General features: G+C 71.9%; 19 protein-coding genes and 1 tRNA gene. 11 read left to right on the forward strand and 9 right to left on the reverse strand.

Translation table 11 applies throughout. From position 1 onward, the window contains the following. Position 1: 1 nt before the first annotated feature. The 3 genes from ACFXKG_RS07475 (at position 2) to ACFXKG_RS07485 (ending at position 4,306) form a co-directional block, all read left to right on the forward strand. Positions 2-1,384 carry a protein phosphatase 2C domain-containing protein gene (locus ACFXKG_RS07475; protein ID WP_384833850.1) on the forward strand — a complete coding sequence of 461 codons (1,383 nt, stop codon included), beginning with the start codon at positions 2-4 and terminating at the stop codon, positions 1,382-1,384. A gap of 179 nt (positions 1,385-1,563) precedes the next feature. Further along, complete coding sequence (locus ACFXKG_RS07480) at positions 1,564-2,922, forward strand: VWA domain-containing protein (protein WP_384833853.1); 1,359 nt, start codon at positions 1,564-1,566, stop codon at positions 2,920-2,922. A 94-nt stretch (positions 2,923-3,016) separates the two neighbouring features. Next, positions 3,017-4,306, forward strand: a complete 1,290-nt coding sequence (locus ACFXKG_RS07485; RefSeq protein ID WP_384833856.1) for an FHA domain-containing protein — start codon at positions 3,017-3,019, stop codon at positions 4,304-4,306. On the opposite strand, the gene ACFXKG_RS07490 is transcribed toward ACFXKG_RS07485, so the two are convergent. Then, positions 4,287-5,327 carry a methyltransferase domain-containing protein gene (locus ACFXKG_RS07490; RefSeq protein WP_384833859.1) on the reverse strand — a complete coding sequence of 347 codons (1,041 nt, stop codon included), beginning with the start codon at positions 5,325-5,327 and terminating at the stop codon, positions 4,287-4,289. The two genes, ACFXKG_RS07485 and ACFXKG_RS07490, sit on opposite strands and share 20 nt — an antisense overlap. A 176-nt stretch (positions 5,328-5,503) precedes the next feature. Here ACFXKG_RS07490 and ACFXKG_RS07495 point away from each other — a divergent pair, with 176 nt between their 5' ends. Beyond that, positions 5,504-5,908, forward strand: a complete 405-nt coding sequence (locus tag ACFXKG_RS07495) for a globin (protein WP_382887757.1) — start codon at positions 5,504-5,506, stop codon at positions 5,906-5,908. Positions 5,909-5,972: 64 nt separating this feature from the next. Here the strand turns inward: ACFXKG_RS07495 and ACFXKG_RS07500 are convergent, their stop codons facing one another. The 7 genes from ACFXKG_RS07500 to ACFXKG_RS07530 all read right to left on the reverse strand — a co-directional run bounded on the left by ACFXKG_RS07500 (position 5,973) and on the right by ACFXKG_RS07530 (position 15,141). Then, positions 5,973-6,716: a hypothetical protein gene (locus tag ACFXKG_RS07500; protein WP_384833862.1), complete on the reverse strand. Its 744-nt coding sequence runs from the start codon at positions 6,714-6,716 to the stop codon at positions 5,973-5,975. Continuing rightward, positions 6,713-7,216: an acyl-CoA thioesterase gene (locus tag ACFXKG_RS07505; RefSeq protein ID WP_384833865.1), complete on the reverse strand. Its 504-nt coding sequence runs from the start codon at positions 7,214-7,216 to the stop codon at positions 6,713-6,715. Before ACFXKG_RS07505 ends, ACFXKG_RS07500 begins: the two co-directional genes overlap by 4 nt. A 1-nt stretch (position 7,217) precedes the next feature. Further along, on the reverse strand, positions 7,218-8,882 hold the full coding sequence (ettA, locus tag ACFXKG_RS07510; RefSeq protein WP_384833867.1) for an energy-dependent translational throttle protein EttA: 1,665 nt from the start codon (positions 8,880-8,882) through the stop codon (positions 7,218-7,220). 288 nt (positions 8,883-9,170) lie between these two features. Continuing rightward, positions 9,171-10,619, reverse strand: coding sequence for an LAETG motif-containing sortase-dependent surface protein (locus ACFXKG_RS07515; RefSeq protein WP_384833870.1), 1,449 nt, complete (start codon positions 10,617-10,619; stop codon positions 9,171-9,173). 222 nt (positions 10,620-10,841) lie between these two features. Beyond that, positions 10,842-11,339, reverse strand: a complete 498-nt coding sequence (locus tag ACFXKG_RS07520; protein ID WP_384833873.1) for a single-stranded DNA-binding protein — start codon at positions 11,337-11,339, stop codon at positions 10,842-10,844. A 149-nt stretch (positions 11,340-11,488) separates the two neighbouring features. After that, entirely contained in the window at positions 11,489-13,540 is a 2,052-nt protein-coding gene (locus ACFXKG_RS07525; RefSeq protein ID WP_384833876.1) for a GTPase, read from the reverse strand. Then, complete coding sequence (locus tag ACFXKG_RS07530) at positions 13,537-15,141, reverse strand: dynamin family protein (protein WP_384834500.1); 1,605 nt, start codon at positions 15,139-15,141, stop codon at positions 13,537-13,539. Before ACFXKG_RS07530 ends, ACFXKG_RS07525 begins: the two co-directional genes overlap by 4 nt. A gap of 316 nt (positions 15,142-15,457) precedes the next feature. Between ACFXKG_RS07530 and ACFXKG_RS07535 the strand changes: the two genes are divergently transcribed. Next, positions 15,458-15,530 (forward strand) — tRNA-Arg (locus ACFXKG_RS07535). Positions 15,531-16,303: 773 nt separating this feature from the next. After that, positions 16,304-17,050: a BTAD domain-containing putative transcriptional regulator gene (locus ACFXKG_RS07540; protein ID WP_384833878.1), complete on the forward strand. Its 747-nt coding sequence runs from the start codon at positions 16,304-16,306 to the stop codon at positions 17,048-17,050. A gap of 24 nt (positions 17,051-17,074) precedes the next feature. Here the strand turns inward: ACFXKG_RS07540 and ACFXKG_RS07545 are convergent, their stop codons facing one another. Continuing rightward, complete coding sequence (locus ACFXKG_RS07545; protein WP_384833880.1) at positions 17,075-18,082, reverse strand: bifunctional lysylphosphatidylglycerol flippase/synthetase MprF; 1,008 nt, start codon at positions 18,080-18,082, stop codon at positions 17,075-17,077. 253 nt (positions 18,083-18,335) lie between these two features. On the opposite strand from ACFXKG_RS07545, the gene ACFXKG_RS07550 reads away from it, so the two are divergent. The 5 genes from ACFXKG_RS07550 to ACFXKG_RS07570 all read left to right on the forward strand — a co-directional run bounded on the left by ACFXKG_RS07550 (position 18,336) and on the right by ACFXKG_RS07570 (position 23,618). Continuing rightward, positions 18,336-20,039 (forward strand): aldehyde dehydrogenase family protein, encoded by a 1,704-nt coding sequence (locus ACFXKG_RS07550; RefSeq protein ID WP_384833883.1) that lies wholly within the window; start codon positions 18,336-18,338, stop codon positions 20,037-20,039. 120 nt (positions 20,040-20,159) lie between these two features. Continuing rightward, positions 20,160-21,296 (forward strand): acyl-CoA dehydrogenase family protein, encoded by a 1,137-nt coding sequence (locus tag ACFXKG_RS07555; protein ID WP_384833886.1) that lies wholly within the window; start codon positions 20,160-20,162, stop codon positions 21,294-21,296. 9 nt (positions 21,297-21,305) lie between these two features. Next, a complete protein-coding gene (locus ACFXKG_RS07560) occupies positions 21,306-22,670 on the forward strand; it encodes an aspartate aminotransferase family protein (protein WP_384833889.1) in 1,365 nt (454 codons plus the stop codon). Next, positions 22,663-23,169, forward strand: a complete 507-nt coding sequence (locus ACFXKG_RS07565) for a type II toxin-antitoxin system RatA family toxin (RefSeq protein ID WP_384833892.1) — start codon at positions 22,663-22,665, stop codon at positions 23,167-23,169. The genes ACFXKG_RS07560 and ACFXKG_RS07565 overlap by 8 nt, the downstream gene beginning before the upstream one ends. Then, on the forward strand, positions 23,169-23,618 hold the full coding sequence (locus ACFXKG_RS07570) for a hypothetical protein (protein ID WP_384833895.1): 450 nt from the start codon (positions 23,169-23,171) through the stop codon (positions 23,616-23,618). Before ACFXKG_RS07565 ends, ACFXKG_RS07570 begins: the two co-directional genes overlap by 1 nt. The last annotated feature ends 27 nt before the right edge of the window (positions 23,619-23,645 follow it).

Consider the following 23,645-nt stretch of genomic DNA (forward strand, 5'->3'; position numbering starts at 1 on the left):
GATGTCCCAGATGCACCGGTCGGCCGACCAGCCGACCTGCCCGAGCTGCGAGGAGCCGCTGGAGTCCGGCGACCTGTTCTGCGGCGGATGCGGCTACGACCTGTCGGCCGTCAGGGAGCGCCCGGACGATCACCCCACGCTGGTCATGCACGGCGCGGGGCGGACGGAGCCGCGCGCTCCCGGTACTCCGGCCGGCCCCGGCGCACCGGTGGGCGGGGTGGAGTGGCCCCCGGCGACCGGCGTGGACAGCTCCGGCACGCCCGTACCGGTCCATCTGCCCGAGGAGGTGCCCGGTGTCGACTCGACGGGGTCGCGGCTGCCCGAGCACCCGGGCGACTTCGAACTCCCCGCGCCCGCGGGGGTGAGCGCCGTACCGCCCGTCCCCGCCGCGTCGCCGGCCCCGTCGGCACCGCAGCCCCCACCGGTCCCGTCGGCCGATCCGCGCAGGGGCGCCGTGGCGGCGCCGGCCGGGGTGAAGATCTGCGTCGCCTGCCGCGCGGGCCGCGTCGACACGGACGGCTACTGCGAGAACTGCGGCCACGCCCAGCCGCGCGAACGCGACCACATGGAGCAGGAGCTCTGCTCGGTGGCCGCGGTCAGCGACCGCGGGCTGCGCCATCACCGTAACGAGGACGCGTTCGCCGTGTCGTCGGCCGCCCTGCCGGACGGTTCGCCCGCCGTGGTGGCGGTCGTCTGCGACGGGGTGTCGTCGGCGACCCGTCCGGACGAGGCGTCGGCCGCGGCGTCGTCGTCGGCCAACGAGTCGCTGCTCGGCGCCCTGGAGCGCGGTACGCATCCGCAGCAGGCGATGCACGACGCGATCGTGGCCGCCGCCGAGGCCGTCAACTCCCTTGCCGGGGCGGTGGCCACGGAGCACGAGCACCACCACCAGAACGCGCCGGCCTGCACGATCGTCGGCGCGGTGGTGGCGAACGGGCTGCTGGTCATCGGCTGGATCGGCGACAGCAGGGCGTACTGGGTCCCCGACGACCGCGGCGGACCGCCCGCCCGGCTCACCGAGGACGACTCGTGGGCCGCCCAGATGGTCGCGGCGGGGCTGATGAGCGAGGCGGAGGCGTACGCGGACGAGCGCGCCCACGCGATCACGGGGTGGCTCGGCGCCGACGCGTACGAACTGGAGCCGCACACGGCGTCGTTCAAGCCGGACCGGCCCGGTGTGGTGGTGGTCTGCACGGACGGGCTGTGGAACTACGCGGAGGGCGCGGACGAGATGGCGCGGGCGCTGCCCGCCGATGCGGCGGAGCGCCCGCTGCACGCCGCCCAGGTGCTGGTCGGGCACGCGCTCGACGGCGGGGGCCACGACAACGTAACAGTGGCCGTCGTGCCGTTCGCCGTACCACCGCAAGGGGCAGGATCCGCCTGAGCGCGGTGCGGGTCCCGCGCTGCCCGCGCCGTCACCGCACCCGCCGTACGCGCCTCACGCGCTTCCCTTACCTCTTGACACCTCTTGACTCCCCTTGACTCTTTTCTTCTCCCACCGATCTCACTCACCGACTTCTCCCACGGATCTCCGCTGTGTGGAGCGTCAAGGAGCCGATACAGATGGCGAACTTCTCCAAGTCGAACGTGCCGCAGTTCTCCGTCGACGTGTACCAGAACGCCTATCTGCCGGAGGGCGGGCGGGAGGTCAACGCGATCGTCACGGTCACGTCGACGGGTGGCGGGACCACCGGCGGCGTGACGTTCGCGGGAGCCTCGCCGGCCTCAGCCACCCTCCCCGGGCAGAGCCCGAACGCGGCCGTGGTGATCATGGTCGACTGCTCGGGTTCGATGGACTATCCGCCCACGAAGATGCGGAACGCGCGGGACGCCACGGCCGCCGCGGTCGACACGCTGCGCGACGGTGTCGCCTTCGCGATCGTCGCCGGTACGCATGTGGCCAAGGAGGTCTACCCCGGCGACGGACGGCTGGCGGTCGCCGACGCCCGCACCCGGGCGGCGGCCAAGGAGGCGCTGCGCAGGCTCGGCGCGGGCGGCGGTACGGCGATCGGCACCTGGCTGCGTCTCACCGACCGGCTGCTGGCCTCGGCCGATGTGGCGATCCGGCACGGCATCCTGCTCACCGACGGCCGCAACGAGCACGAGTCGCCGGAGGATCTGCGGGCCGCGCTCGAAAGCTGTGCGGGCCGGTTCACCTGTGACGCCCGGGGTGTCGGTACGGACTGGGAGGTGAAGGAGGTCACGGCGATCGCCTCCGCGCTGCTCGGGACGGCCGACATCGTCGCGGATCCGGCCGGGCTGGCCGTGGACTTCACGCGGATGATGGAGAACGCGATGGGCAAGGAGGTCGCGGATGTCGCGCTGCGGCTCTGGACGCCGGTCGGCGTGGAGATCGTCTTCGTCAAGCAGGTGGCACCGACGGTCGAGGAACTGACCGGCAGGCGTACGGAGTCGGGGCCGCGGGCCGGGGACTATCCGACCGGTTCCTGGGGCGACGAGTCCCGCGACTACCACGTGTGCGTACGGGTCCCCGAGGCGGGCATCGGCCAGGAGATGCTGGCCGCGCGGGTCTCGCTGATCCTGCCCGCGCCGGGCGGCGGCTCCCCGGAGGTGCTGTCCCAGGGGCTGGTACGGGCGGTGTGGACGGACGACATGGCCGCCTCCACCTCGATCAACCCCCAGGTCGCCCACTACACGGGCCAGGCCGAGCTGGCCCAGGTCATCCAACAGGGCCTGGATGCCCGTAAATCGGGAGATTTCGACGGCGCCACCGCCAAGCTGGGACGGGCCGTCCAGCTCGCCGCGTCCTCCGGGAACGCGGATACCGCGAAACTGCTTTCGAAGGTGGTGGACGTGGTCGACGCGGCGACAGGTACTGTGCGACTGAAGGCGAAAGTCGCGGATGCGGACGAGATGACCCTCGAAACGCGCTCCACCAAGACGGTTCGCGTCAAGAAATGACCGCCGGCAGCGGCCCCGTGGCCGGACCGGACAGTGGCCTGCGGGCCCGATGAGAACGCGGCCCGAGGGCCGGACGAGAGGAGGAAGCGCCGACATGCCGACCTGCCCGAACGGACACCAGTCGGGTTCCGAGGACTGGTGCGAGGTCTGTGGCCATCGCATGGCCGGCCCCGGCGCCCCGGTGGGCGGCGCCCCGCCGCCGCCTCCCCCACCGCCCCCGGCGCCCGGCTACGGCTATCCGCCGCCGGGCGGTGCCGACGCCACCGGACAGGCGGAGCTGTGCCCGCAGTGCCGCACGCCCCGGGAGCAGATGGCGCCGTTCTGCGAAGAGTGCCGCTGGAACTTCCTGACGAACACGGCGACGTCGTACACCCCGCTGGCCCCGCAGCACCAGAACCCCGGCGGTTTCGGTGGCCCGGGTGGCCACGGCGGTCCTGGCGGCCACGGCGTTCCTGGCGGGGCGGGCGGCCCGGTGACCGGGCTGAATCTGCCGCCCGGCTTCCAGGCGCAGCCGCCGTCCCGGCCGCAGGAGCCGTTCGAGTACCAGAGTTCGCGCCCTTCGCAGCTCAACCGGCCCGCGGAGCCCCTGTCGCCCGACCAGTCGGCGCCGCCCGGCGGAGCCTCCGCGCCGCCGGCGCCCGTGCCGGACTACGCGCGTCCGGACTACGCGCGTCCGGACTACCCTCAGCCGGACTACCCGCAGCCGGGCCCGCCGCACCCGTCGCCGTACCAGCAGCAGTCGCCCCCGCCCTACCAGCAGGAGGGCGCGCCGTCGCCGTACCAGCAGGAGAGCGCGTCGCAGCTGCCGGTCTCGCCGATCTTCCAGCAGTCGTCCGCTCCCCCGGCCCCGCCGGGACCCCGGCAGAGCGACGACGACTGGATGCTGCCGCCGCCCTCGTCCTCGATTTCCCAGCCACCGGCGCCACAGGGCCCGCAGGAGTCCCAGCGGCACGAGGCGGCGCCGCAGTACCAGCGCCCGGCGACCTGGACGGCGGTCATCGGTCCCGACCGTGACTACTTCATGGCGATGATGCAGCGCAGCGGCCCCGAGGCCACCGGGCTGAACCTGCCCGCGTACTCCCCCGAGCAGCGTCTGTCGCTGACCGGCAACCAGATCGCGATCGGCCGCCGCCGGCACTCCACCGGCGAGTCCCCCGAGATCGATCTGTCCGTGCCGCCGGAGGACCCGGGCGTCTCGCACCAGCACGCGGTCCTGGTGCACCAGCCGGACGGGAGCTGGGCGGTCGTCGACCAGAACTCCACCAACGGCACGACGCTGAACGGCGCCGAGGATCCGATACAGCCCTTCGTCCCCGTCCCGCTCAAGGACGGTGACCGGGTGCATGTCGGCGCCTGGACGACGATCACGATCCGCCGCGACTGACCCCTCGGGTCCCCGGTCCGTGCGTCTGCCCGAGCGGCCAGACGTACGGGCCCGCGGGGTCGTCCAGCCAGGCCCACTGGCCGCCCTCGCCGACGGTGACGCCGTACCGCTCCCGTTCCGGGCGCCGCTCGCGCTCCCAGAGCGAGAGCGCCTCGCGCGGATCGAGCCGGCCCGCGGTCAGGGTCAGCAGGAAGCGGAACAGATCGTTCTCGCTCGCGCGGCGCGGGAGCCCGCCGAGGGAGCGGTACGTGCCCGCCCGCCTGGCCGGAACGCCCCGCAGCGGTACGAAGTAGGCGGAGGTGTGCAGGAAGCGCCCCTCCGCGTACCGGCCGTGCGGCGAGTCCGTGACCTCCAGCGCGATCAGCCCGGTGGCGAGCGGAGCCAGGATCCGGGCCCCGGGGCGGCACTGCGCCGTCCAGACCTGCGGCACCGACGGCAGGGTGCAGGTCGCGATGATCCGGTCGAACGGCGCGCGCCCGGGGCAGCCCCGCGCCCCGTCGCCGGTGATGACGGCGGGCCGGTATCCGGCCGCGGCGAGATGCGTGCGGGCCGACTCGGTGATCTCCGGTTCCAGATCGATGGTGGTCACGTTCGCGTCGCCGACCCGGTGGGAGAGCAGGGCCGCGTTGTAGCCGCTGCCCGCGCCGATCTCCAGGACGCGGTGGCCGTCCCGTACGTCGAGCTCCACCAGCATCCTGGCCATCAGGGAGGGCTGGCTGCTGGACGAGATCAGCTCGCCGTCGCGGACCCGGGTGGCGAGCGGGGCGTCCGCGTACGCGCCGCGCAGCCAGCGCCGGCGGCGCCCGGGGTCGGGGTCGCCGTTCCAGAGCCGGTCCCAGCCGCCGGGACGGCTGGTGAAGTAGTACGGCACGAAGAGGTGGCGCGGCACCTCCTCGAACGCCGCCCGCCAGGCCGGATCGTCCAGCGCGCCGGTCACCGCGATCTCCCGGACCAGCCCGGCGCGCGCCTCGGCGGCGGCCGCGTCGTCGGGGCCGTACGGCTCTGCCCGGTGTGCGCCCATCTCTCCACTGTCCTGGCTGACGGCCCGGGAAGCGAGCGGACCCGCGCGGTACGGGGCCGGTGGTCTGGGCCCGGGGGCCGTGGGAGTCCGGGCCCGGGTCCCGGGTCCCGGGTCCCATGGGGACGGCTGGTCCTAGGACCGGGGTCCTCGGCCGTCGCGTCTGAGACGATGGACGGGTGAACGATATTCCGCACGGCACGCTTCAGGAGCAGACCTTCTACGAGCAGGTCGGCGGCGAGGAGACCTTCCGGCGCCTGGTCCGCCGCTTCTACCAGGGGGTCGCGGAGGACCCGCTGCTGCGGCCGATGTACCCGGAGGAGGACCTGGGCCCGGCCGAGGAGCGCTTCGCGCTCTTCCTCATGCAGTACTGGGGCGGCCCCCGCACCTACAGCGACCGGCGAGGCCACCCGCGGCTGCGGATGCGGCACGCCCCGTTCGCGGTGGACAGCGCCGCGCACGACGCCTGGCTGCGGCACATGCGGGTGGCGGTGGACGAGCTGGGGCTGTCGGAGGCGCACGAGCGGCAGCTCTGGGACTACATGACGTACGCCGCCGCCTCGATGGTGAACACCGCCGGCTGACCGCCCCGGCCCGGGGCCCGTCCCGGCCCGTGCCCGCCTGAGCCCGCCCTCCGGGAGGGCGGGCTCAGGTCGGCGTGACCGTCAGACCGCCGAGTCCGGACCGCCGTACCGCGATCGAGCCGAAGGGGGTACGGAGCCGGAGCCAGCCGCCGGACTCCAGCAGCGCCCACGGCTCCTCGGGGGCGGCTCCCGCGGGCACCAGCGCGCGCACCGGGCGCAGGAAGCCCAGCGACTGCGCGGCGTGCACGGCGCGCAGCGGCAGATGGGTGTCGCCGAGGGTGCGGGACCAGATCTCCCGGCCGATCCGGTCGCGCGCGGAGCGCGTCCGGTCGCCGGGCGCCAGTTGTTCGTCCCTGGCGCGGAACTCCGCGACCGCCACGGCCAGCGCGCGCCGGACGGACTCCGCGCCGGGGAGCCCGGCCACCTGGCGCCAGCCGCCGCGTGGCGGCAGCACCCCGGCCCACGGCGGACCGGTGACGGCGGCCGGCACGACCGCCGTGCGCGCGGTGTCCTCGGCGGAGCCCGCGTCGATGGCGTCCAGGAGTTCCCCGGCGGAGACCGTGACGTCCAGCGGGGCCTCCGCCCGTGGGGCGTACGGGGCGCCGAGCCGGGCCGTACGGATGGCCAGCACCTCGAAGGAGGCGGGGCGGCCGAAGACCGCGAGCGCTCCGCCGCCCGCGGCCCCGCCGCCGGCCTGGAGCCGGACGGCGGCGGCACGGTCGTAATGGATCAGCCGGGCGAGGAAGGCGCCGAGGTCGGCGGCCTCCCGCGCGTCGGCGAACTCCAGGGTTCTGACTGGCATGGTCATGCCGCGAGAGCGTCCTTGCCGTCGTCGTCCCTGCCGTCGGCGCGGCTGCCCTCATGGCCGTCGTCGCTGTCGTTGCTGTCGGCGCGGTCGTCGCCGTCGTCCAGGTAACGCTGGAGGTGGGCCTTCTCCTCGGCGCTGATCCGCCGGGGTCTGGCCGCCTCCAGGTCGTAGGGCACGACGACCGTCGAGGCCCGTACGTACACCTGGTCGCCGTCCTTGATCTCGTACGCGATCGTCAGCGACGCGGCGTTGATCTTCGTCACCCAGGACTCGACGGTCACCGGCTGGTGCCGGTGGACGAGCGGGCGCTTGTAGTCGATCTCGTGCCGGGCGACCACGGACCCGCCGGAGAACGACGGCGAGCCGTCCCCCGGCGCGAGCCGGAACATGAAGTCGATGCGGGCCTCTTCGAGGTAGCTGATGAAGACCGCGTTGTTGACGTGCCCGAAGGCGTCCATGTCCGACCAGCGCAGGGGGCAGCTGTAGAAGTGACGCGCCATCTCAGCCCCGCGTGAGCTTCTTGTAGGTGGCCCGGTGCGGGCGGGCGGCGTCGGCGCCGAGCCGCTCGACCTTGTTCTTCTCGTACGACTCGTAGTTGCCCTCGAACCAGAACCACCTGGAGTCGCCCTCGTACGCCAGGATGTGCGTGGCGACGCGGTCCAGGAACCACCGGTCGTGGGAGACGACCACGGCCGCGCCCGGGAACTCCAGCAGCGCGTTCTCCAGCGAGGAGAGGGTCTCGACGTCGAGGTCGTTCGTCGGCTCGTCGAGGAGGAGCAGGTTGCCGCCCTGCTTGAGGGTGAGCGCCAGGTTGAGGCGGTTGCGCTCACCGCCGGAGAGCACCCCGGCGGGCTTCTGCTGGTCCGGGCCCTTGAAGCCGAAGGCGGAGACGTAGGCGCGCGAGGGCATCTCGACATGGCCGACGTTGATGTAGTCCAGCTCGTCCGAGACGACCGCCCACAGCGACTTCTTCGGGTCGATGTTGCCGCGGCCCTGGTCGACGTAGCTGATCTTGACGGTGTCGCCGACCTTGATGGTGCCGGAGTCCGGCTCCTCGAAGCCCTGGATCATCTTGAACAGCGTGGTCTTGCCGGCGCCGTTCGGGCCGATGACCCCGACGATGCCGTTGCGCGGCAGTGTGAAGGACAGGTCGTCGATGAGGACCTTGTCGCCGAACGCCTTGGAGAGGTTCTCGACCTCGACGACGACACTGCCGAGCCTCGGGCCCGGCGGGATCTGGATCTCCTCGAAGTCCAGCTTCCGCATCTTGTCGGCCTCGGCGGCCATCTCCTCGTAACGGGCGAGACGGGCCTTGGACTTGGCCTGGCGCCCCTTCGCGTTGGAGCGGACCCACTCCAGCTCGTCCTTGAGCCGCTTGGCGCGCTTGGCGTCCTTCTGGCCCTCGACCTTGAGGCGGGTCTGCTTGGTCTCCAGGTACTTGGAGTAGTTGCCCTCGTAGCCGTGGAGACGGCCGCGGTCGACCTCGCAGATCCACCCGGCGACGTTGTCGAGGAAGTACCGGTCGTGGGTGACGGCGACGATGGTGCCGGGGTACTTGGCGAGGTGCTGCTCCAGCCACTGCACGGACTCGGCGTCCAGGTGGTTGGTGGGCTCGTCGAGGAGGAGCAGGTCGGGTGCTTCGAGCAGCAGCTTGCAGAGCGCGACGCGACGGCGCTCACCACCGGACAGGTTGGTGACGGGCCAGTCGCCGGGCGGACAGCCGAGCGCGTCCATGGCCTGTTCGAGCTGGGTGTCCAGGTCCCACGCGTTGGCGTGGTCGAGGTCCTCCTGGAGCTTACCCATCTCCTCCATGAGGGCGTCGGAGTAGTCCGTCGCCATCAGCTCGGCCACCTCGTTGAAGCGGTTGAGCTTGCCCATGATCTCGGCGGCGCCGTCCTGGACGTTCTGCAGCACGGTCTTGGACTCGTCGAGCTCAGGCTCCTGGAGGAGCATGCCGACGGTGTACCCCGGGGTCAGGAACGCGTCGCCGTTGGACGGCTGCTCCAGACCGGCCATGATCTTCAGGATGGTGGACTTTCCCGCGCCGTTGGGTCCCACCACACCGATCTTCGCACCCGGCAAGAAGCTCTGCGTCACGTCATCGAGGATGACCTTGTCGCCGTGCGCCTTACGCGCCTTGCGCATCGTGTAGATGTACTCAGCCAAGAGAAACCGTCCGGCAATCGAGAAGGGCCAATGTGCGGCTCCGCCGCGGGAGGGCAGATACACCCCATCTTGCCGTACGTCCATCCCCCGAAGGAAACCAGTACCGCTGCGCGGACAGCGCCGGCACGGCCGTCCGGGCCCGTACGCCGGTGGGTTCCCCGTGGCGGCACGAGGATGGCCCCCGGGACGTCCGCGCGTCCCGGGGGCCATCACCTGCGGCGGGTCACTCAGGGCCCGCGGCCGTTCACTCTGCGCCGTTCACTCACCGGCCGTTCGTTCTCCGGCCGCTCACTCTCCGGCAGGGTCGTTCTTCTTGCGGAGGAAGTAGACGGCTCCGCCGCCGGCGAGGACGAGGGCGATCGCGACGCCCGCGATGACCGGGGTGGCGGCGGAGGAGCCGGTCTCGGCGAGGTCGCCGGTGGCGGTCACGGCGCCGGTGGCGCCGGCCGTCGCGGCGGCGCCCGTCGAGGAGCCGCCGGCCGAGAGCGGGACGGGCTGACCGGACGCCTGCTGGGTGACGGTGTCGGAGTCGCCGGTGGTCACACAGTCCAGGACGCCGTCGAAGGTCTTCGAGAAGCCGTTGGTACCGGTCACGGTGATGCCGTACGTCTCGTCCTCGCCGACCGGGACGACGACCGTGGTGGAACCGCCGGGCGTGACGGTGTGCTCCTCGCCGGCGATCTCGAAGACGAAGGGCTCGTCGCCCTCGTTGTCGGCGGTGATGTCGACCCCGCTCTTGGCGCAGTTCTTGCGCGCGGTGACCGCGGGTATCGGCCCTCCCGCGGCCCAGTTGGCGGTCGCCGTCGCGGAGACCGTGGAGTCGCTGGAACCGGCGAGGATCTGGGTCTGGCTCCTGGTCACCCCGGCGAAGGCGCGGCCGACGGGCACGGAGGTGGTGGCCTGTACGCCGAGGGAGGCGGTGCCGTCGGCGGTGTCCTCGGGCACGTCGAAGTACAGCTCGGTGCCGTTGACCGCGGTGGCGAGGGGGGCGCCGTCCTTGTCGGTGATCCGGATGCCGGTGGCGGCGGCGTCGGCGGGCGGGGTCACCGTGACCCCGGCGGCGTCCGTGCGTACGGTCACCGGGCCCAGCCGCTCACCGGCCCGGCCGGAGATGACGCCGGGCTCCAGGGTGAGCGACGCCTTGGGCTCGGCGCTGTCCCGCGCGCTCTTCTCCAGCCAGTCGGCGAGCTTCTCGGCCGCCGGGTCGCTCGCGTCGACGTCGGCGCCGTCGGAGTAGCGCCAGATCGCGACCTGGGTGCCGGCCGCCGCGGTCCGCTGGGTCAGCGGGCCGGTTCCCGCGGTCTCGGCGAGCGCCGCGAGGTCGTCGATCTGGGGGTAGGAGTGCTCCAGGATCCAGCGGATCCTTCCCGCGTCCGGGTTGGCGCCGAGCGAGGTCTCGGCCCAGGGGGTCTCCAGGTACTTCGCCTGGTCCTGAGTGGGGTTGTGGATGTCGATGCAGTACGTCTTGAGCTTGCCGCCACCATCGACGGTCATCTCGAACAGCCCGGCGGGCAACCGCTGTTCCTTGCCGTCCGTATGGAGTACGGCCTCGTCGTAGGTCTTCAGCCCGTCGAGGGTCGCGGCGGCGCCCCCCTGGTAGTGGGAGCCGTCGTCGGCCACGGCGGTACCGGCACCGGTCAGCGAGGTCAGCGCCACCAGACCCGAAGCGAGAACCGCGGCGGCGAGACGAGCCACGACCCGCCGCCGCGCGGAGGACTCAGATATCGCAGAAAACACAGAATTCCCCTTCGGGCAAGGCACTTTCGCGCGGAACGCGTGGGGGGTTGCCTCGCCTGCAGACTCAAGTGCCCAGTGAGTACCCGTGAATCCTATGGACGCCAAGAACCGCGGAAGGCGCCCAAGCCCCGGGGCACCCGTTCCGAATCGGAATCGTTATCCAGTGGCCGATTCACACATGAGAGGTGACCGAGAGTATCGAAAAATCTCCACAACCGCCCCTCAGGGAACGGGAGTCGGGACGGCTACCGGGTCGGGCGCACTCCGTGGCGGCCCGTGCCGCGCCTCCTCCCCCGGCGGCTCCTGGCCCGTCCCCTGCCGCTCCGGCGCCGGTCCGTGACGCTCGGTCAGGGCCGGGGCCGTCCTGGTCAGCCGCCTGAACGCGGAGGTGCCCCGGCTGAGGTCGTGGCCCACCGCCACCGCGTCGATCTCCACGGACGTCCGGCGCTGCCCGTCCCACTCGTCCTCCCGCACCCGCAGCCTGCCGTGCACCACGAGCGGTTCACCCACGGCGACCGACGCCGCCAGGTTGACTCCCAGTGTCCGCCGCGCCCACACCGTGTAGAAGCTCGTGGGCCCGTCCGTCCACGCGCCGCGCGCCCGGTCCCAGCGGCGTGCGGTGGCCGCGAATCGGAACCGCGCGGCCCCGCCCGTCTCCGACTCCCTGAATTCCACCCCTGTGGCGACATTCCCCACCACCGTTACCACCGTGTCGTTCATAATCTGCCTCCCGTCCGGCCGCATTCGACTGATCCCATGCTGGACCGGACGGAAAGAATGTGCTGACGCCTGTGTATTACCTGTCAGTTGTGGAAAACCCCGTCACCCGATCCAGTGACGGCAGCCCCCGTTCATGACCCGCGCCGGGCTCAGCCGCCGCCCCGGGAGACCGTGACGTACTGCTCCCGCACCTCCCGGTAGCGCATCAGCTCGGCCGAGATCGGGTCGAGCACCTTCGCCCGTCCGCATCCCGCCGCCGCCTCCCGCAGCCGCCGCTCGGCGTCCTGCCCGTACCGCCGCGCGGGCCCCCGGGCCGCCGCGCCGCACGCCCACTCGACGAACGGACCGCCGACGATCCCGGCGAGCATGACCAGCACGGGCGGCAGCAGTCCCGGTTCCAGCACGCCGATGATCTGGCCCACCAGCCAGAGCGCGCCGAAGATCTGGACCAGGGTCATGGCCGCCTGGGCCAGGACGGCGGCGGGCCACCAGGCCGGGCGCGCCGGCCGTCCCGGCGGCGGGCCCGCCGTCACCGCCAGCTCGTCCAGTTCCTCCGGCAGCCCCTCCGCGCCCCGTACGGCCGCCTCGCGCACGGAGTGCGCCCACGGCTCGGGCAGCCCGGCCGACGCCTCCTCCACGACCGTGCGCACCGCCTGTTCGACGCGCTGGCGCGCGGTCAGCTCGTCCTCGACGACGACCGGGGCGGCCGGGGCCGCGCCGCCGCCCGGGGTGCGGGTCCGCTCGTACCACCGCCACAGGCGCAGCCACGGTGTGCCGCACGCGCGCCCGGCGTTCCTGCGCCACTCGCGCTCCGCCGCCTCACCCGCGGCGACGGCGCCGACCGCCCAGGCCAGCCGGTCGGTGAACTGCTCGCGGGAGCGCTCCCCGAGCCCGGCGCGCCCCTCGGCGACGTACGCGGAGCGCAGTTTGCGGGCCGCGGCGTCCACGTCGGCGGTGATCCGCAGCACCGCGGCGTCACGCTCCCGTACGAATCGTCCGAGCAGGTCGCGCAGTTCGCCCACGCCCTGTCCGGTCAGCGCGGAGACGGCGAGGACGGTGGCGCCCGGCTCGCCGTGTTCGCCGAGGGCCATGCCGTCCTCGTCGAGGAGGCGGCGCAGATCGTCCAGCACCTGGTCGGCGGCGTCGCCGGGGAGCCGGTCGATCTGGTTGAGGACGACGAAGGTGATCTCGGCGTGCCCGGCGAGCGGCCGCAGATAGCGCTCGTGGAGCGCGGCGTCCGCGTACTTCTCGGGGTCCACGACCCAGATGACGGCGTCCACGAGGGCGAGCACCCGGTCCACCTGGTCCCGGTGGCGTACGACCGCCGAGTCGTGGTCGGGGAGGTCGACGAGGACGAGGCCGTGCAGTTCCTCGTCGCCGTCGCCGCCCGCGAGTGGCTTGCGGCGCAGCCGTCCGGGGATGGCGAGCCGGTCGAGCAGCCCGGCCGCGCCGTCGGACCAGACGCAGGCGATGGGGGCGGAGGTGGTGGGCCTGCGCAGGCCGGTCTCGGAGATCGGCACCTCGGCCAGCGCGTTGAACAGCGTCGACTTTCCGCTGCCGGTGGCGCCCGCGATGGCGACGACGGTGTGGAACGCGGAGAGCCGCCGGCGGGCCGCCGCCTCGTCAAGTACGCGGCCCGCCTCGGCGAGGACGGTGCCCTCGACGCGGGTCCTGGACAGCCCCACCAGCTCGCCCAGCGCGTCGAGCCTGGCCCGCAGCGGCCCGCTGTAGGCGCCACCGATGGGGGTGTGCTCCCCGCTGCCGCCCGCGGAGGCGCCGGGCGGGCCGTCCAGCTCCTCGAAAGAGGTGAGTCCCTCCAAGCCCTCCAGGTCCGCCAGGTCCTCCGCGGCGCCCTTCCCGGCGGCGCGCCGGGCGATCAGTCCGTCGTCCCAGGAGCCGGCGGAACCGGCGGGCGCCTCACCGCCCGGCCCCGGGGCGTCCGGAAGGGTCCCCGGAGCGGCCTCCTGAGCGCTCTCCCGGGAGGCTTCCGCCCCGGAATCCCCGGAATCCCCGGAACCCCCGGAGTTCCGGGATTCCTCGGAGCCGTGGGGATCCTTTCTGAAGCCCCTGGTCCGCCGCGGAACCTTCGACTCCTTTGACGCCCTCGACGCCTTGGAACCCTTTCCGTCCTTCTGCGCGTCCTCCGTGTCCGTCACGCCCTGCGCGTCCTTCGTGTCCTTCGCGTCGGTCACCTGGATCACCTTTCCCTCTGGAGTACGGACAGCGCGGCGATCAACTCGGCCTGCGGTTCCGGGCTCACCTCAAGTGCGTCGAGGGGCGCCAGCCGCCGGTCGCGCTCTCCGTGCAGTACGCGATCGATGTACGTGGTCATCAGCTCGCCGCCCCGGTCGCGCAGCCGCAGCGCCCCCTGAGCCCCGATCCGCTCCGCGAGCCGCTCCCCCGCGAGCCGGGCCCGCCGGCCGCCGAGGAGGGCCGCCGCGAGGAGGGCGGCCACCGTCTCCACGTCGGGTGCGGCGTTGCGTTCGTGCTGCCGTACCTCCTCGTCGGCCAGTTCCTCCAGGACGCGGCGCCAGCGGCGTACGGCCATCCCGACCCGCTCCACGGCCTCCCCGTCGGCCGTCGGCGCGGGGAGTGCCCCGGCGGCCGGTTCGTGGCGCCAGGCCGCCTCCACGCGCTCCTCGGCGGCGGCCACGGCGCACTGGAGGAGCGCGCCGAGGCTCTCCACGAGCGAGTCGAGCAGCTCCCGCGCCGAGCTGTCGCGGGGGTAGCTCCGCCACCGGGTGCGCGCGTCCCCGGCGAGGACGGCGCCACGCTGGAGCTGGCGGCGTACCCGCTCCCCCTCGGCCGCGTACGCGTCCTCCACGGCGCCCGTCAGCCGTACGGCGGCGGCGTACTGCGCGGCGACCGCCCCCGCCAGTGCCGGCATGCGCGCGTTGAGCGAGTCGATGACCCCGGCGGCGGTACGGACCAGGGCCTGCTGGCGGGCGGCCGGGTCCTGCACCCGGTGCGCGAGCCAGGCGAGCAGCGGCGCGACGGCGGTGGTGGGCAGCAGCCCGCGCCCGCCGCCGGCCGACTCGGGCAGCTCGGGGATGGTGAACCGGGGCACGTCGCCGAGCCCGGCCCGCCTGAGGAGCGCCCCGTACTGCCTGGACACCTCGTCGATCACCTGGTGCGGTACCCGGTCGAGGACGGTGACGAGGGACGCGTCGTACTCCTTGGCCGTACGCAGGAGGTGCCAGGGCACGGCGTCCGCGTACCGCGAGGCGGTGGTCACCATCACCCACACGTCGGCGGCGCAGATCAACTCCGCCGCGAGCAGCCGGTTCTCCACGACGAGGGAGTCGATGTCGGGGGCGTCGAGCAGGGCGAGCCCGCGGGGCAGCGCGGTGGCGGTGTCGATGCGCAGCGCGTTCTGCTCCGCGCCGGGCGGGCCGTCGCCGCCGGGTCCCGCTCCGGGGTCCTCCTCCTGCTGGGGCAGCCAGACGCGGGTGAGATGGGGCAGCACCCGCATACCGGCGAACCAGTGGTGGTCTTCGGGGTGACAGACCAGTACGGGGGTACGTGTGGTGGGGCGCAGCACCCCCGCTTCGCTGACCCGCCGCCCCACAAGGGAGTTGACCAGCGTGGACTTTCCCGCCCCGGTGGAGCCGCCGACGACCACGAGGAGGGGCGCCTCGGGGTCCCGGAGCCTCGGCAGCAGATAGTCGTCGAGCTGCGCCAGCAGCTCGGCCCGGGTCTGCCGGGCGCGTGGTGCCCCGGTGAGGGGCAGTGGCAGACGCACGGCGGCGACACGGTCGCGCAGTGCGGAAAGTGCGTCGATCAGCTGGGGCCGTACATCCAAGGTCACCACATGCGAAGAATGCCCAATTTTGGAGCCTTTTTGAAGCGTATGAACCCCTCTGCGCGCCGGTTATGCTTCGGGACAGACGGGACGAGTGGGGCGCAGGCATAACGAGTGCACAACACCCGGTGCGCCAGAGCCCAAAAGCGATGCACGAATCGCACCTGCCTGCGATTATCGGTTCGCTTCACTGAACCTCCACAACGTGCCACGCACGTGAAGCAACCGGGTCAGGGTGATCGGAGCCCTATCCTTGTCCCGGCAAGGTCACGGAACCACCCACAAGGGGCTCCAGGTCACCGAGGCCACCTTTTCGGCCCCCGTAGCTCAGTGGATAGAGCAGGTGCCTTCTAAGCACTTGGCCGCAGGTTCGAGTCCTGCCGGGGGCGCTCTTCTACGCGCGGTGCACGGCCCTCCCACGGGAGGGCCTTCGCACAGGTCTCCGCAGCCTAGCGGGAGCGCTGTAGCGATGGCGTAAGTGCCGCTCCGGCACGGCCCGTTACGGCCCGTTCCCGTACGAGGCGCTCCGACCGCCCGTTCCCGTACGAGGCGCTCCGGCCCCCGTTCCCGTACGAGGCCCTTCGCCCCCCGTACGCGACGGGCCCGCGCTCGCGGAACTGTTCGATCCAGCGCCCGGGAACTGTTTCGCCTTCCTCCGCAGTCCTAGCCCATGGCCAATGGCCCGCGGGTCCACCCGGAACCGAGGACGCGCGGGATCATCGGCCGGAATAGGGCGGCTCCTCGATGCCGTACGCCTCGGCATGTGCATGGGCCGGGCTCCTCGCGGCCGCGGAGCGCCGGACAGCGGTTCCTCGCGGGCGGCGCGATGTCCGCTCGGAGCCCGGACAGGCGGCGGAGCATCGGATCCCGTCGCCGACGGTGCCCGGCGGGGCTCCCGGCAGGCACCGCAGGGAGCCCCGCCGCCTTTTGTTTGCCGTGAAGATAAATTGTCGGAACTTTGGCGCGCTCTCGTCTCATCGTGGCGTGATGCCCGGTGTCGAGGGTCGAGAATGAGCCAAGTTCCCAGCCGGAAGATCAAAGCTTTCACACTCGGCCGTCCTACCTACGAGTAGGCGGTCATCATCGCTGAGGTACAGACCCACTCATCGGTCGCATCAGGAAGGCAACGGGGCGACAATTGCAGATCAAACTTCTCGGACCGATGGAAGTTACCGACGACGGGGCCCAGGTCCGGATACCCGGGGAGAAATTGCGCTCGATCATGGCAGCCCTCTCCCTGTCGGTCGGCCGCTCCGTCTCACGGAGTGAGCTCATCGACGAGCTGTGGGGCGAAGCGCCCCCGAACAGCGCGGAAAACTCACTGCACGGCCATATCGCCCGGCTACGAAGGGTGTTGGTCGCACACGGAGGAAAGGCAGCACTGCGGAATGTCATCCAGACCTCTCCGACCGGATACGTCCTGGAGCTGACCGAGGAGGACGTCGACGCTTCCCGGCTGCCCCAACTGGTGGCCCGGGCCGACGCGATCAGCGCGTACGACCTCCGGGGAGCCGTCGATCTGCTGAACGAGGCGGTGTCCCTGTGGCGCGGCCCGGCACTGATCGACGCCGGGAACGGGATGATCTGCCAGGTGGCCTACACCCAGCTGGAAGAGGTCAGACTGGGTGCGCACGAAAGACTGTTCGACCTGCGTCTCCGGCTGGATCACCCCCGGGCCGTCATCCCCGCGCTGGAACAACTGCACGCCAGATATCCGCTGCACGAACGTTTCTGCGAACAGCTCATCACCGCGCTCTACCTCTCGGGCCGGCAGGCCGACGCGCTCAACACGTACCACCGCACCCGCGAGTACTTGTCGCAGCATCTGGGACTGCAGCCCGGACACGGGCTGCGTGACACGTTCCAGGACATCCTGCGGCAGGCACCGCATCTGACCAGACAGAACTGACCGGACGGAACCTGCCACCGGGGGTCACACCGACTTCGTGACCCGCAGGATCTGCCAGATGGCCCCCAGCCTCGCCCCGCCGTGGAAGGCCACGTACTCGGGAAGCACGAGCTGGGGGCCCCACTTCTCCTTGTAGGCTAGCTGACTGGCCGCGGGATAGATCGTGTCGCCGCGGTCGGCCAGCAGCCGGATGATCTTACGGGTGACCTTCCCCGCCCCGGCCGGATCGTGCTCGGCGGAGAGTCCGGTGAACGGGGTGAAGCCGAAGTGCAGCCACTCGGCCCCTTCCTCGCGGAACCTCTCCAGCGCGGTGAGGTTGATGGCCTCCATCACCCCGGGCGGCGCGTCCGGGAGCCGTCGGCTGAGGTCGTGCAGCCACCCGGGGCGCGAGCCGTACGCGGGTGAGTACGAGATGTAGGCCACGGGTTTCCCGTCGAGGCGGCCCAGCATCAGCCGGCGCGCGTGCTGCGCCGGTCCGCCCAACTCGCCGACCAGGAACTCGATCTCCTTGGCGTGGCGGCCCTTGCTCCGCAGCCAGACGCCGTCGATCCCGTCGATCTCCGCCGCGCACTCCCCGTACGGGACCTCCGTCACCTCAAGTCCGCTGCGCCGGGCCCGCGATATCTTGTTGCGGAGCTTCATGAAGCGGGTGCCCCGCAGCGCGAAGTCCGGCAGGTGCACCGAGTACGACGAGCCGATCTGGTTGACCGTGAACCCGCACCGGACGAAGAGGTCGACGTCCGGGGCGAGGACCTGGACGGCGACCACCTTGCGGCGCCGCCGGCGCGCATGGTCGAGGAAGGCCCTCAGCAGCGTCTCCCGCTGCCCCGGCGGGGCGTGGACACCGCCGAACTGGAGCAGGTACGAGCCCGCCTCGCGATAGGCGACGACCCCGTCCGTCGCCGGATCCGTGAAGTACCCGTTACCGGCGTTGAGCGCGAGGAAGGCGCTGGGATTGTCACCGCCCTCGCGGAGCCTTTCCAGCACGTCCAGCACTTCTTCGTCCGTCGCCACTCCGCCGAGCGTCGTCATCCCACTCCCGTCGCCTGCTGCCCGATGTCCGATGTCCGATGCGTGATGTTCGATGTGCCGTGTTACGGGGCCGGGTGCGTGCCCGGTGCCGTGCTCCCCAGCACTCTCCGCCATGCCTCTTCCATTTCCCTGAAACACCCGTCTCAGCGCCGTCTCAGCGGCGTCTCAGCACCGTCTCCGGGGATTTTCAGGTGGGCATGTGATGGTCGTAGCACCACTTGGAACTGCGAACTTTCCCGTCGTCGGATGGGAAATGGAGAGACGGAGAGACTGCGTGAGCAGCGATGTCGCGACGCCTTCGGCGTCCGGAAAAGAAGATTCAGGAACGCCCCGTTCGGAAGTCCCCACGTACCTTTCCCTCATTGACGGAAAGAACGTTCCGAGCGGGTCCTGGGTATATGTGGTCGACTCGGACGCCCTGCTCGACGACGCCTTTTCCACGCTCGCCCTGAAGCGGAAGCTGGAGAGCGGACGCATTCCCGCGGAGAATCTGCCGGCCACCATTGTCGGCCGGGTCGCGCGGGCGGACCGCCGGACCACGGACCTGGCGGTCGAAGCGGCGGCCGCGGCGGCCCCGGACTGGGCCGCGTTCCCCGCGGAGACCCGGATCGAGCGGTTCGGCACGCTGCTGCACCGCAGGATCACCGAGCAGGCCGGGCGGATCACCGAGGTCCTCGTCCAGGAAGGGCACCCGCTCGCGCTGGCCCGCTGGCAGGTGTCCGGGATCCTGGAAGGGTTCGGCCACCGGTCGCTGGGCTTCTACCGGAGCCAGATGCTCCAGGAGTACCGGCACGGGGAGCGGGAGATCTCCGTACGCCGCCGCCCCGACGGGGTGGTCTGCCTCAACCCGCCGCAGAACGCCCCGCTCTCCAGTGCGCTGCTCGGCGTGACCTCGATCATGGCGGGCAACGCCCTCGTCGTACGGGCCCCGCGCAGCGCCCCGCTCGGCGTGATGTACGTCCTGCAGGAGGTGGTGGCCCCGGTCCTGGCGGAGCTGGGCGCGCCGTCCGGCACCCTCGGCGTGGTGTGCGGCGATCCGGCCCCGATGCTGGACGCCTGGCTGGAGAGCCCGCACGTCGACGACATCATGTACTTCGGCAGCAGCGAGAACGGGATCCGCTTCCAGGAGCGCTGCATCGCGGCGGGCAAGAAGCCGATCCTCGAACTGGCCGGGAACGACGTCGTGCTGGTGTGGAAGGACGCCGATCTGGACCTGGCGGCCGAGGCCATCACGGAGAGCTTCTACGGCTCGGGCCAGCTCTGCATGATCCCCAACCAGGTGGTGGCCCACCCGGACATCGCCGACGAGCTGGTCGCCGTGCTCGCCGGGAAGGCGGCCCGGATCAGGCCGGGACGCTCCTCCGAGGAGGGCGTCCTGCTCACCCCGGTGCTGCGCAACGAGAAGTTCTTCGCGTGCCTGCGCGACGCCGTCGACCGGGGCGCGGAGGTGGTGTGCGGCGGGCACGCGATCCAGGCCGACGGAACCCGTGACACGGCCGGCATCTTCCTGGAGCCCACGGTCGTGCTGGTCCGGGGTCTGGCCGGGGCCAGGGAGGTCCGGGCGGTCCGCGAGGAGACGTTCTTCCCGCTGCTCCCGGTGATCGTGGCCGAGCCCGCCCCCGACGAGGTCCTGCTGGAGCGGTTCGTCGACTTCGTCAACAGCAACGCCTACGGGCTGCGGAACTCGGCGTGGGCCCGGGACCCCGCCGTGGTCGACCGGATCGTCACCCGGATCACCCAGGGCGGGCTGCTCAAGGTGAACGACTCCCACATCGGGTTCCTGCCCTATCTGCCGTCGCACGGCGGGACCGGACTCACCGGGGGCGTGTTCGGCGAGGCCAACTACCCGATCCTGCGCACCTCCCACATCCAGGGCGTGAGCGTCGCCACCGGCGCGCGTCCCTCCGAGGCGGTGTTCGACGCCTGGAAGTCGCTGCGGGCCGCCGCCGGCCACTGACCGGCCTCGTACCGCCGGCCACTGACCGTTCCCGTACCGCCGGCCACTGACCGCTCCGTACCGGCAGGACCTCCCCGTACCGGAGGTCCGAAGCCACCCGAACCGAACTGAGGAGGATCCATGCGCTCGTCGGAAGCCGCACGCGAGACGTGCGAAGCGTTCCTGCCCGGCCTGCTCGATCAGCTCGCCGGCACCCCGCTGGAGGAGCTGGAGGCGCCGCAGAACCCCGCGCTCGACCACTTCCGCACGGCCGGCGGCCCCGGCCTCGTGATCCCCAAGGCATACGGCGGGGCGGGCGCCGACCCGCTCCAGGCCCTCGCCGTCGTACGGGCCCTGGCCTCCAGGGCGCCGTCCCTGGCCATCGCCACCACGATGCACCACTTCTCGGTGGCGACCCTGTTCACCCTGGCCGAGTCCATCCAGAGCAGCGGCATGGAGTGGGCCCTGCTCGAAGGGGTCGCCGAACAGCGGCTGCTGATCGCCTCCGGCTTCGCCGAGGGCAGGCCGGGCCGGGGCATCCTCTCGCCGATGATGACGGCGACGAAAGCCGACGCCGGTTATGTGATCAACGGCGCGAAGAAGCCGTGCAGCCTGTCGCGCTCGATGGACCTGCTCACCGCGAGTGTGGCGCTGCCGGGAGACAGCGGCGAGCCGAGGATGGCGGTGCTGCTGATCCCCCGGGAGACCGAGGGGATCAGCGTCCACCCGTTCTGGGGAAGCCGGACCCTCGCGGGCGCCGAGAGCGACGAGGTACGGCTCAAGGACGTCTTCGTCGACGAGCAGCTCATCATGCGCACCGAGCCGGGCGACGCCGGGAACCTCGACGACCTCCAGACCGTCGGGCTGATCTGGTTCGAACTGCTCATCTCCGCCTGCTACCTCGGCATCGTCAGCGGGCTGGTCGAGCGGGTCGTCGACGGCGGCCGGGGCAGCGACTCCGACCGCGCCCGGGTGCTCACCCGGCTGGAGACGGCCGCCCTGCTGCTGGAGGGCACCGCCCGCATGATCAGGGACGGTGACACCGGCAACAAGGACCTGGCCCGGGCGCTCGTCGCCCGGTACGCCGCCCAGGACGCGCTGGGCGACGCGCTCTGCCAGGCCGTCGAACTGCTCGGCGGTACGGCCTTCATGTCCTCCTCCGACGTGGCCTACCTGGCCGGGGCCGCCCACGGGCTCTCCTTCCACCCGCCGTCACGGGCGAGCTTCACCCGTCCGTACCTGGACCACGTCGCGGGCGCCCCACTGCGGCTCACCTGAGGAGGAACCATGCCATCGACATCCACATCGGCGCCCGCACCCGCACCCGCATCGGCACCGGCCTCGGCACCGGCTTCGGCTTCGGCTTCGGCACCGAGGCCCCCCGCGCCCGGCCGTGACGAGTTGGGCCGGCTCTACCGGTCCCGGCTGAGCAAGGGCCGGGCCACCCTCGGCGAGCTGTTCGGCGGGCACATCGAGGTGGCCTCGCAGGGCGCCTGGGTCACCACCTCGGACGGCACGTCCTTCCTGAACTGCGGGGGTTACGGGGTCTTCCTGACCGGCGCCCGCCATCCCAACGTCATCCGGCACGTCGCCGAGCAGTTGGCCACCCATCCCGTGGCCACCCGGCTCTTCCTCGAACCGCAGGTCGCGCTGGCCGCCGACGCGCTGGTGTCGGTCGCGCCGGCCGGACTGGAGCGGGTCCACTTCGCGGGCTCGGGGGCGGAGGCGGCCGAGACGGCGATCAAGCTGGCCCGCACCCGGGGCCGCCACCGGCTGATCGCCACGGAGAACGGGTACCACGGCAAGACCATGGGCGCGCTCAGCCTCACCGGCAGGAGCGTCTTCCAGGACCCGTTCCGGCCGCTGCTCCCCGGGACCGCCCATGTCCCGTACGGTGACGCCGCCGCCCTCGAACCGCTGCTGGCGGCGGCCCCCGGCGAGGCGTGCGTCTTCGTCGAGCCGGTGCAGGGCGAGGCCGGGGTGGTGATCCCGCCGGCGGGCTATCTGCGCGCGGTGCGTGAACTGTGCGACCGGTACGGGGCCTTCCTCGTCCTCGACGAGATCCAGACCGGTCTCGGCCGGCTCGGTTCCTGGTGGGGCGCCGACCGGGAGGGTGTCTCCCCCGACATCCTGCTGGTCGGCAAGGGGCTCAGCGGGGGTGTCGTCCCGGTGTCGGCCGTGGTCGCTACCCGCGAGGCCTTCCGCGCCTTCGACCGGGACCCGTACCTGCACACGTCCACCTTCTCGGGGGCGCCGCTGGCGATGGCCGCCGTACGCGGGTCGCTCTCGGCGCTGCACGAGGACGACCTCGTGGCCCGCTCCCGCGATCTGGGCGCCGAGATCCTGCCGGAGCTGACCCGTATCGTCCGGTCGCACTACGGCGCCGCCGTCCGTGAGGTGCGGGGCCGGGGGCTGCTGCTGGGGATCGAGTTCGCCGACCCGGGGCCGGCGGGCGACCTGCTCATCGAGCTGATCGCGAACGGCGTCATCGCCAACCACTCGCTCAACTCGCATCTCGTCCTGCGCTTCACCCCGCCTGCGGTACTGACCAGGGGTGACCTGGACTTCTTCTACGAGGCGGTCGACCGCGCGTGCCGCGCGCAGGGCGCCCGGTACGCACCCACGGCGGAAGGCGACACCATCCATGCGTAGCGTTCATGTGACCGTCCGTGTCCACGGCATCGACGCGACGGCGGCGTTCGAGCGGGTCGGCGCCTTCGGCCGGTACCCGGAACTGAGCGAGGTCATCCGCTCCGTGACCTCCCGCCGGGTCTCGGACCGGGAGGAGGTCAGCGACTGGAACGTCCACTTCCGCAACGGCATCCTGAGCTGGAGCGAGACCGACCTGTTCGACCGGGAGTCGCTGACCATCGGTTTCGAGCAGATCGACGGTGACTTCGCCGAGTTCACCGGCGCCTGGCGGCTCACCCAGGACGGTCCGGACTGCCTGGTCGCCTTCGGCGCCGAGTTCGACTTCGGCATCCCCAGCCTCGCGGGCATCCTCGACCCGGTCGCGGAGCGGGTCCTGAAGGAGACCATCGCCCGGGTCGTCATCAGCCTCTTCGGGGGCGACGCCGCTGTGGAGGGCGACGAGGCGGTCGCCCGCGCCGTCGCCGGGGCGAGCGCCGCCGCCGGGGCGGGACCGCGCTGATGGACGGGAAGAACCTCTTCGAGACGGCGACCACCTACCGGCTGATCCGGCTGGAGTACGGGCTCGGCCTGGTGATCGCCGCCGTCTTCTTCCTCGTCCACATCGACGAGGTCAGATGGCTCCCGGCGATCGGGCTGTTCGTCTACATCGATCTCATCGGCTACCTCCCGGGGGCCGTCGCCTACCACCGCAGCACGTCGAAGCGGATCCACCGGGGTTACTACGTCGCGTACAACGTCATGCACAGCCTGGTCACCCAGACGCTCGTGGTACTGGCGTGGATCTGGCTGTGGGGCCCCGAGTGGGCGCTGCTGGTCGTCCCGATCCATCTCTTCGGCGACCGCGCTCTGTTCGGCAACTTCCTCAAGCCCTTCGCGCTCAGCTTCGAACCGGTCGCCCATCCCGCGTACGCCCGTTTCACGGACCAGTTGGCCAGCCCGGGCCGCTGACGCGCCCACCCCGACTCACCACCCGCC

This window comes from Streptomyces sp. NPDC059255 (genome assembly GCF_042752355.1).
Taxonomy (GTDB): Bacteria; Actinomycetota; Actinomycetes; order Streptomycetales; family Streptomycetaceae; genus Streptomyces.

Coding starts and splice junctions, on each gene's coding strand:
- ACFXKG_RS07475 (WP_384833850.1), top strand. CDS start 2: ATGTCCCAGATGCACCGGTCGGCCGACCAGCCGACCTGCCCGAGCTGC.
- ACFXKG_RS07480 (WP_384833853.1), top strand. CDS start 1,564: ATGGCGAACTTCTCCAAGTCGAACGTGCCGCAGTTCTCCGTCGACGTG.
- ACFXKG_RS07485 (WP_384833856.1), top strand. CDS start 3,017: ATGCCGACCTGCCCGAACGGACACCAGTCGGGTTCCGAGGACTGGTGC.
- ACFXKG_RS07490 (WP_384833859.1), bottom strand. CDS start 5,327: ATGGGCGCACACCGGGCAGAGCCGTACGGCCCCGACGACGCGGCCGCC.
- ACFXKG_RS07500 (WP_384833862.1), bottom strand. CDS start 6,716: ATGACCATGCCAGTCAGAACCCTGGAGTTCGCCGACGCGCGGGAGGCC.
- ACFXKG_RS07505 (WP_384833865.1), bottom strand. CDS start 7,216: ATGGCGCGTCACTTCTACAGCTGCCCCCTGCGCTGGTCGGACATGGAC.
- ACFXKG_RS07520 (WP_384833873.1), bottom strand. CDS start 11,339: ATGAACGACACGGTGGTAACGGTGGTGGGGAATGTCGCCACAGGGGTG.
- ACFXKG_RS07540 (WP_384833878.1), top strand. CDS start 16,304: ATGGAAGTTACCGACGACGGGGCCCAGGTCCGGATACCCGGGGAGAAA.
- ACFXKG_RS07545 (WP_384833880.1), bottom strand. CDS start 18,082: ATGACGACGCTCGGCGGAGTGGCGACGGACGAAGAAGTGCTGGACGTG.
- ACFXKG_RS07550 (WP_384833883.1), top strand. CDS start 18,336: ATGGAGAGACGGAGAGACTGCGTGAGCAGCGATGTCGCGACGCCTTCG.
- ACFXKG_RS07555 (WP_384833886.1), top strand. CDS start 20,160: ATGCGCTCGTCGGAAGCCGCACGCGAGACGTGCGAAGCGTTCCTGCCC.
- ACFXKG_RS07560 (WP_384833889.1), top strand. CDS start 21,306: ATGCCATCGACATCCACATCGGCGCCCGCACCCGCACCCGCATCGGCA.
- ACFXKG_RS07565 (WP_384833892.1), top strand. CDS start 22,663: ATGCGTAGCGTTCATGTGACCGTCCGTGTCCACGGCATCGACGCGACG.
- ACFXKG_RS07570 (WP_384833895.1), top strand. CDS start 23,169: ATGGACGGGAAGAACCTCTTCGAGACGGCGACCACCTACCGGCTGATC.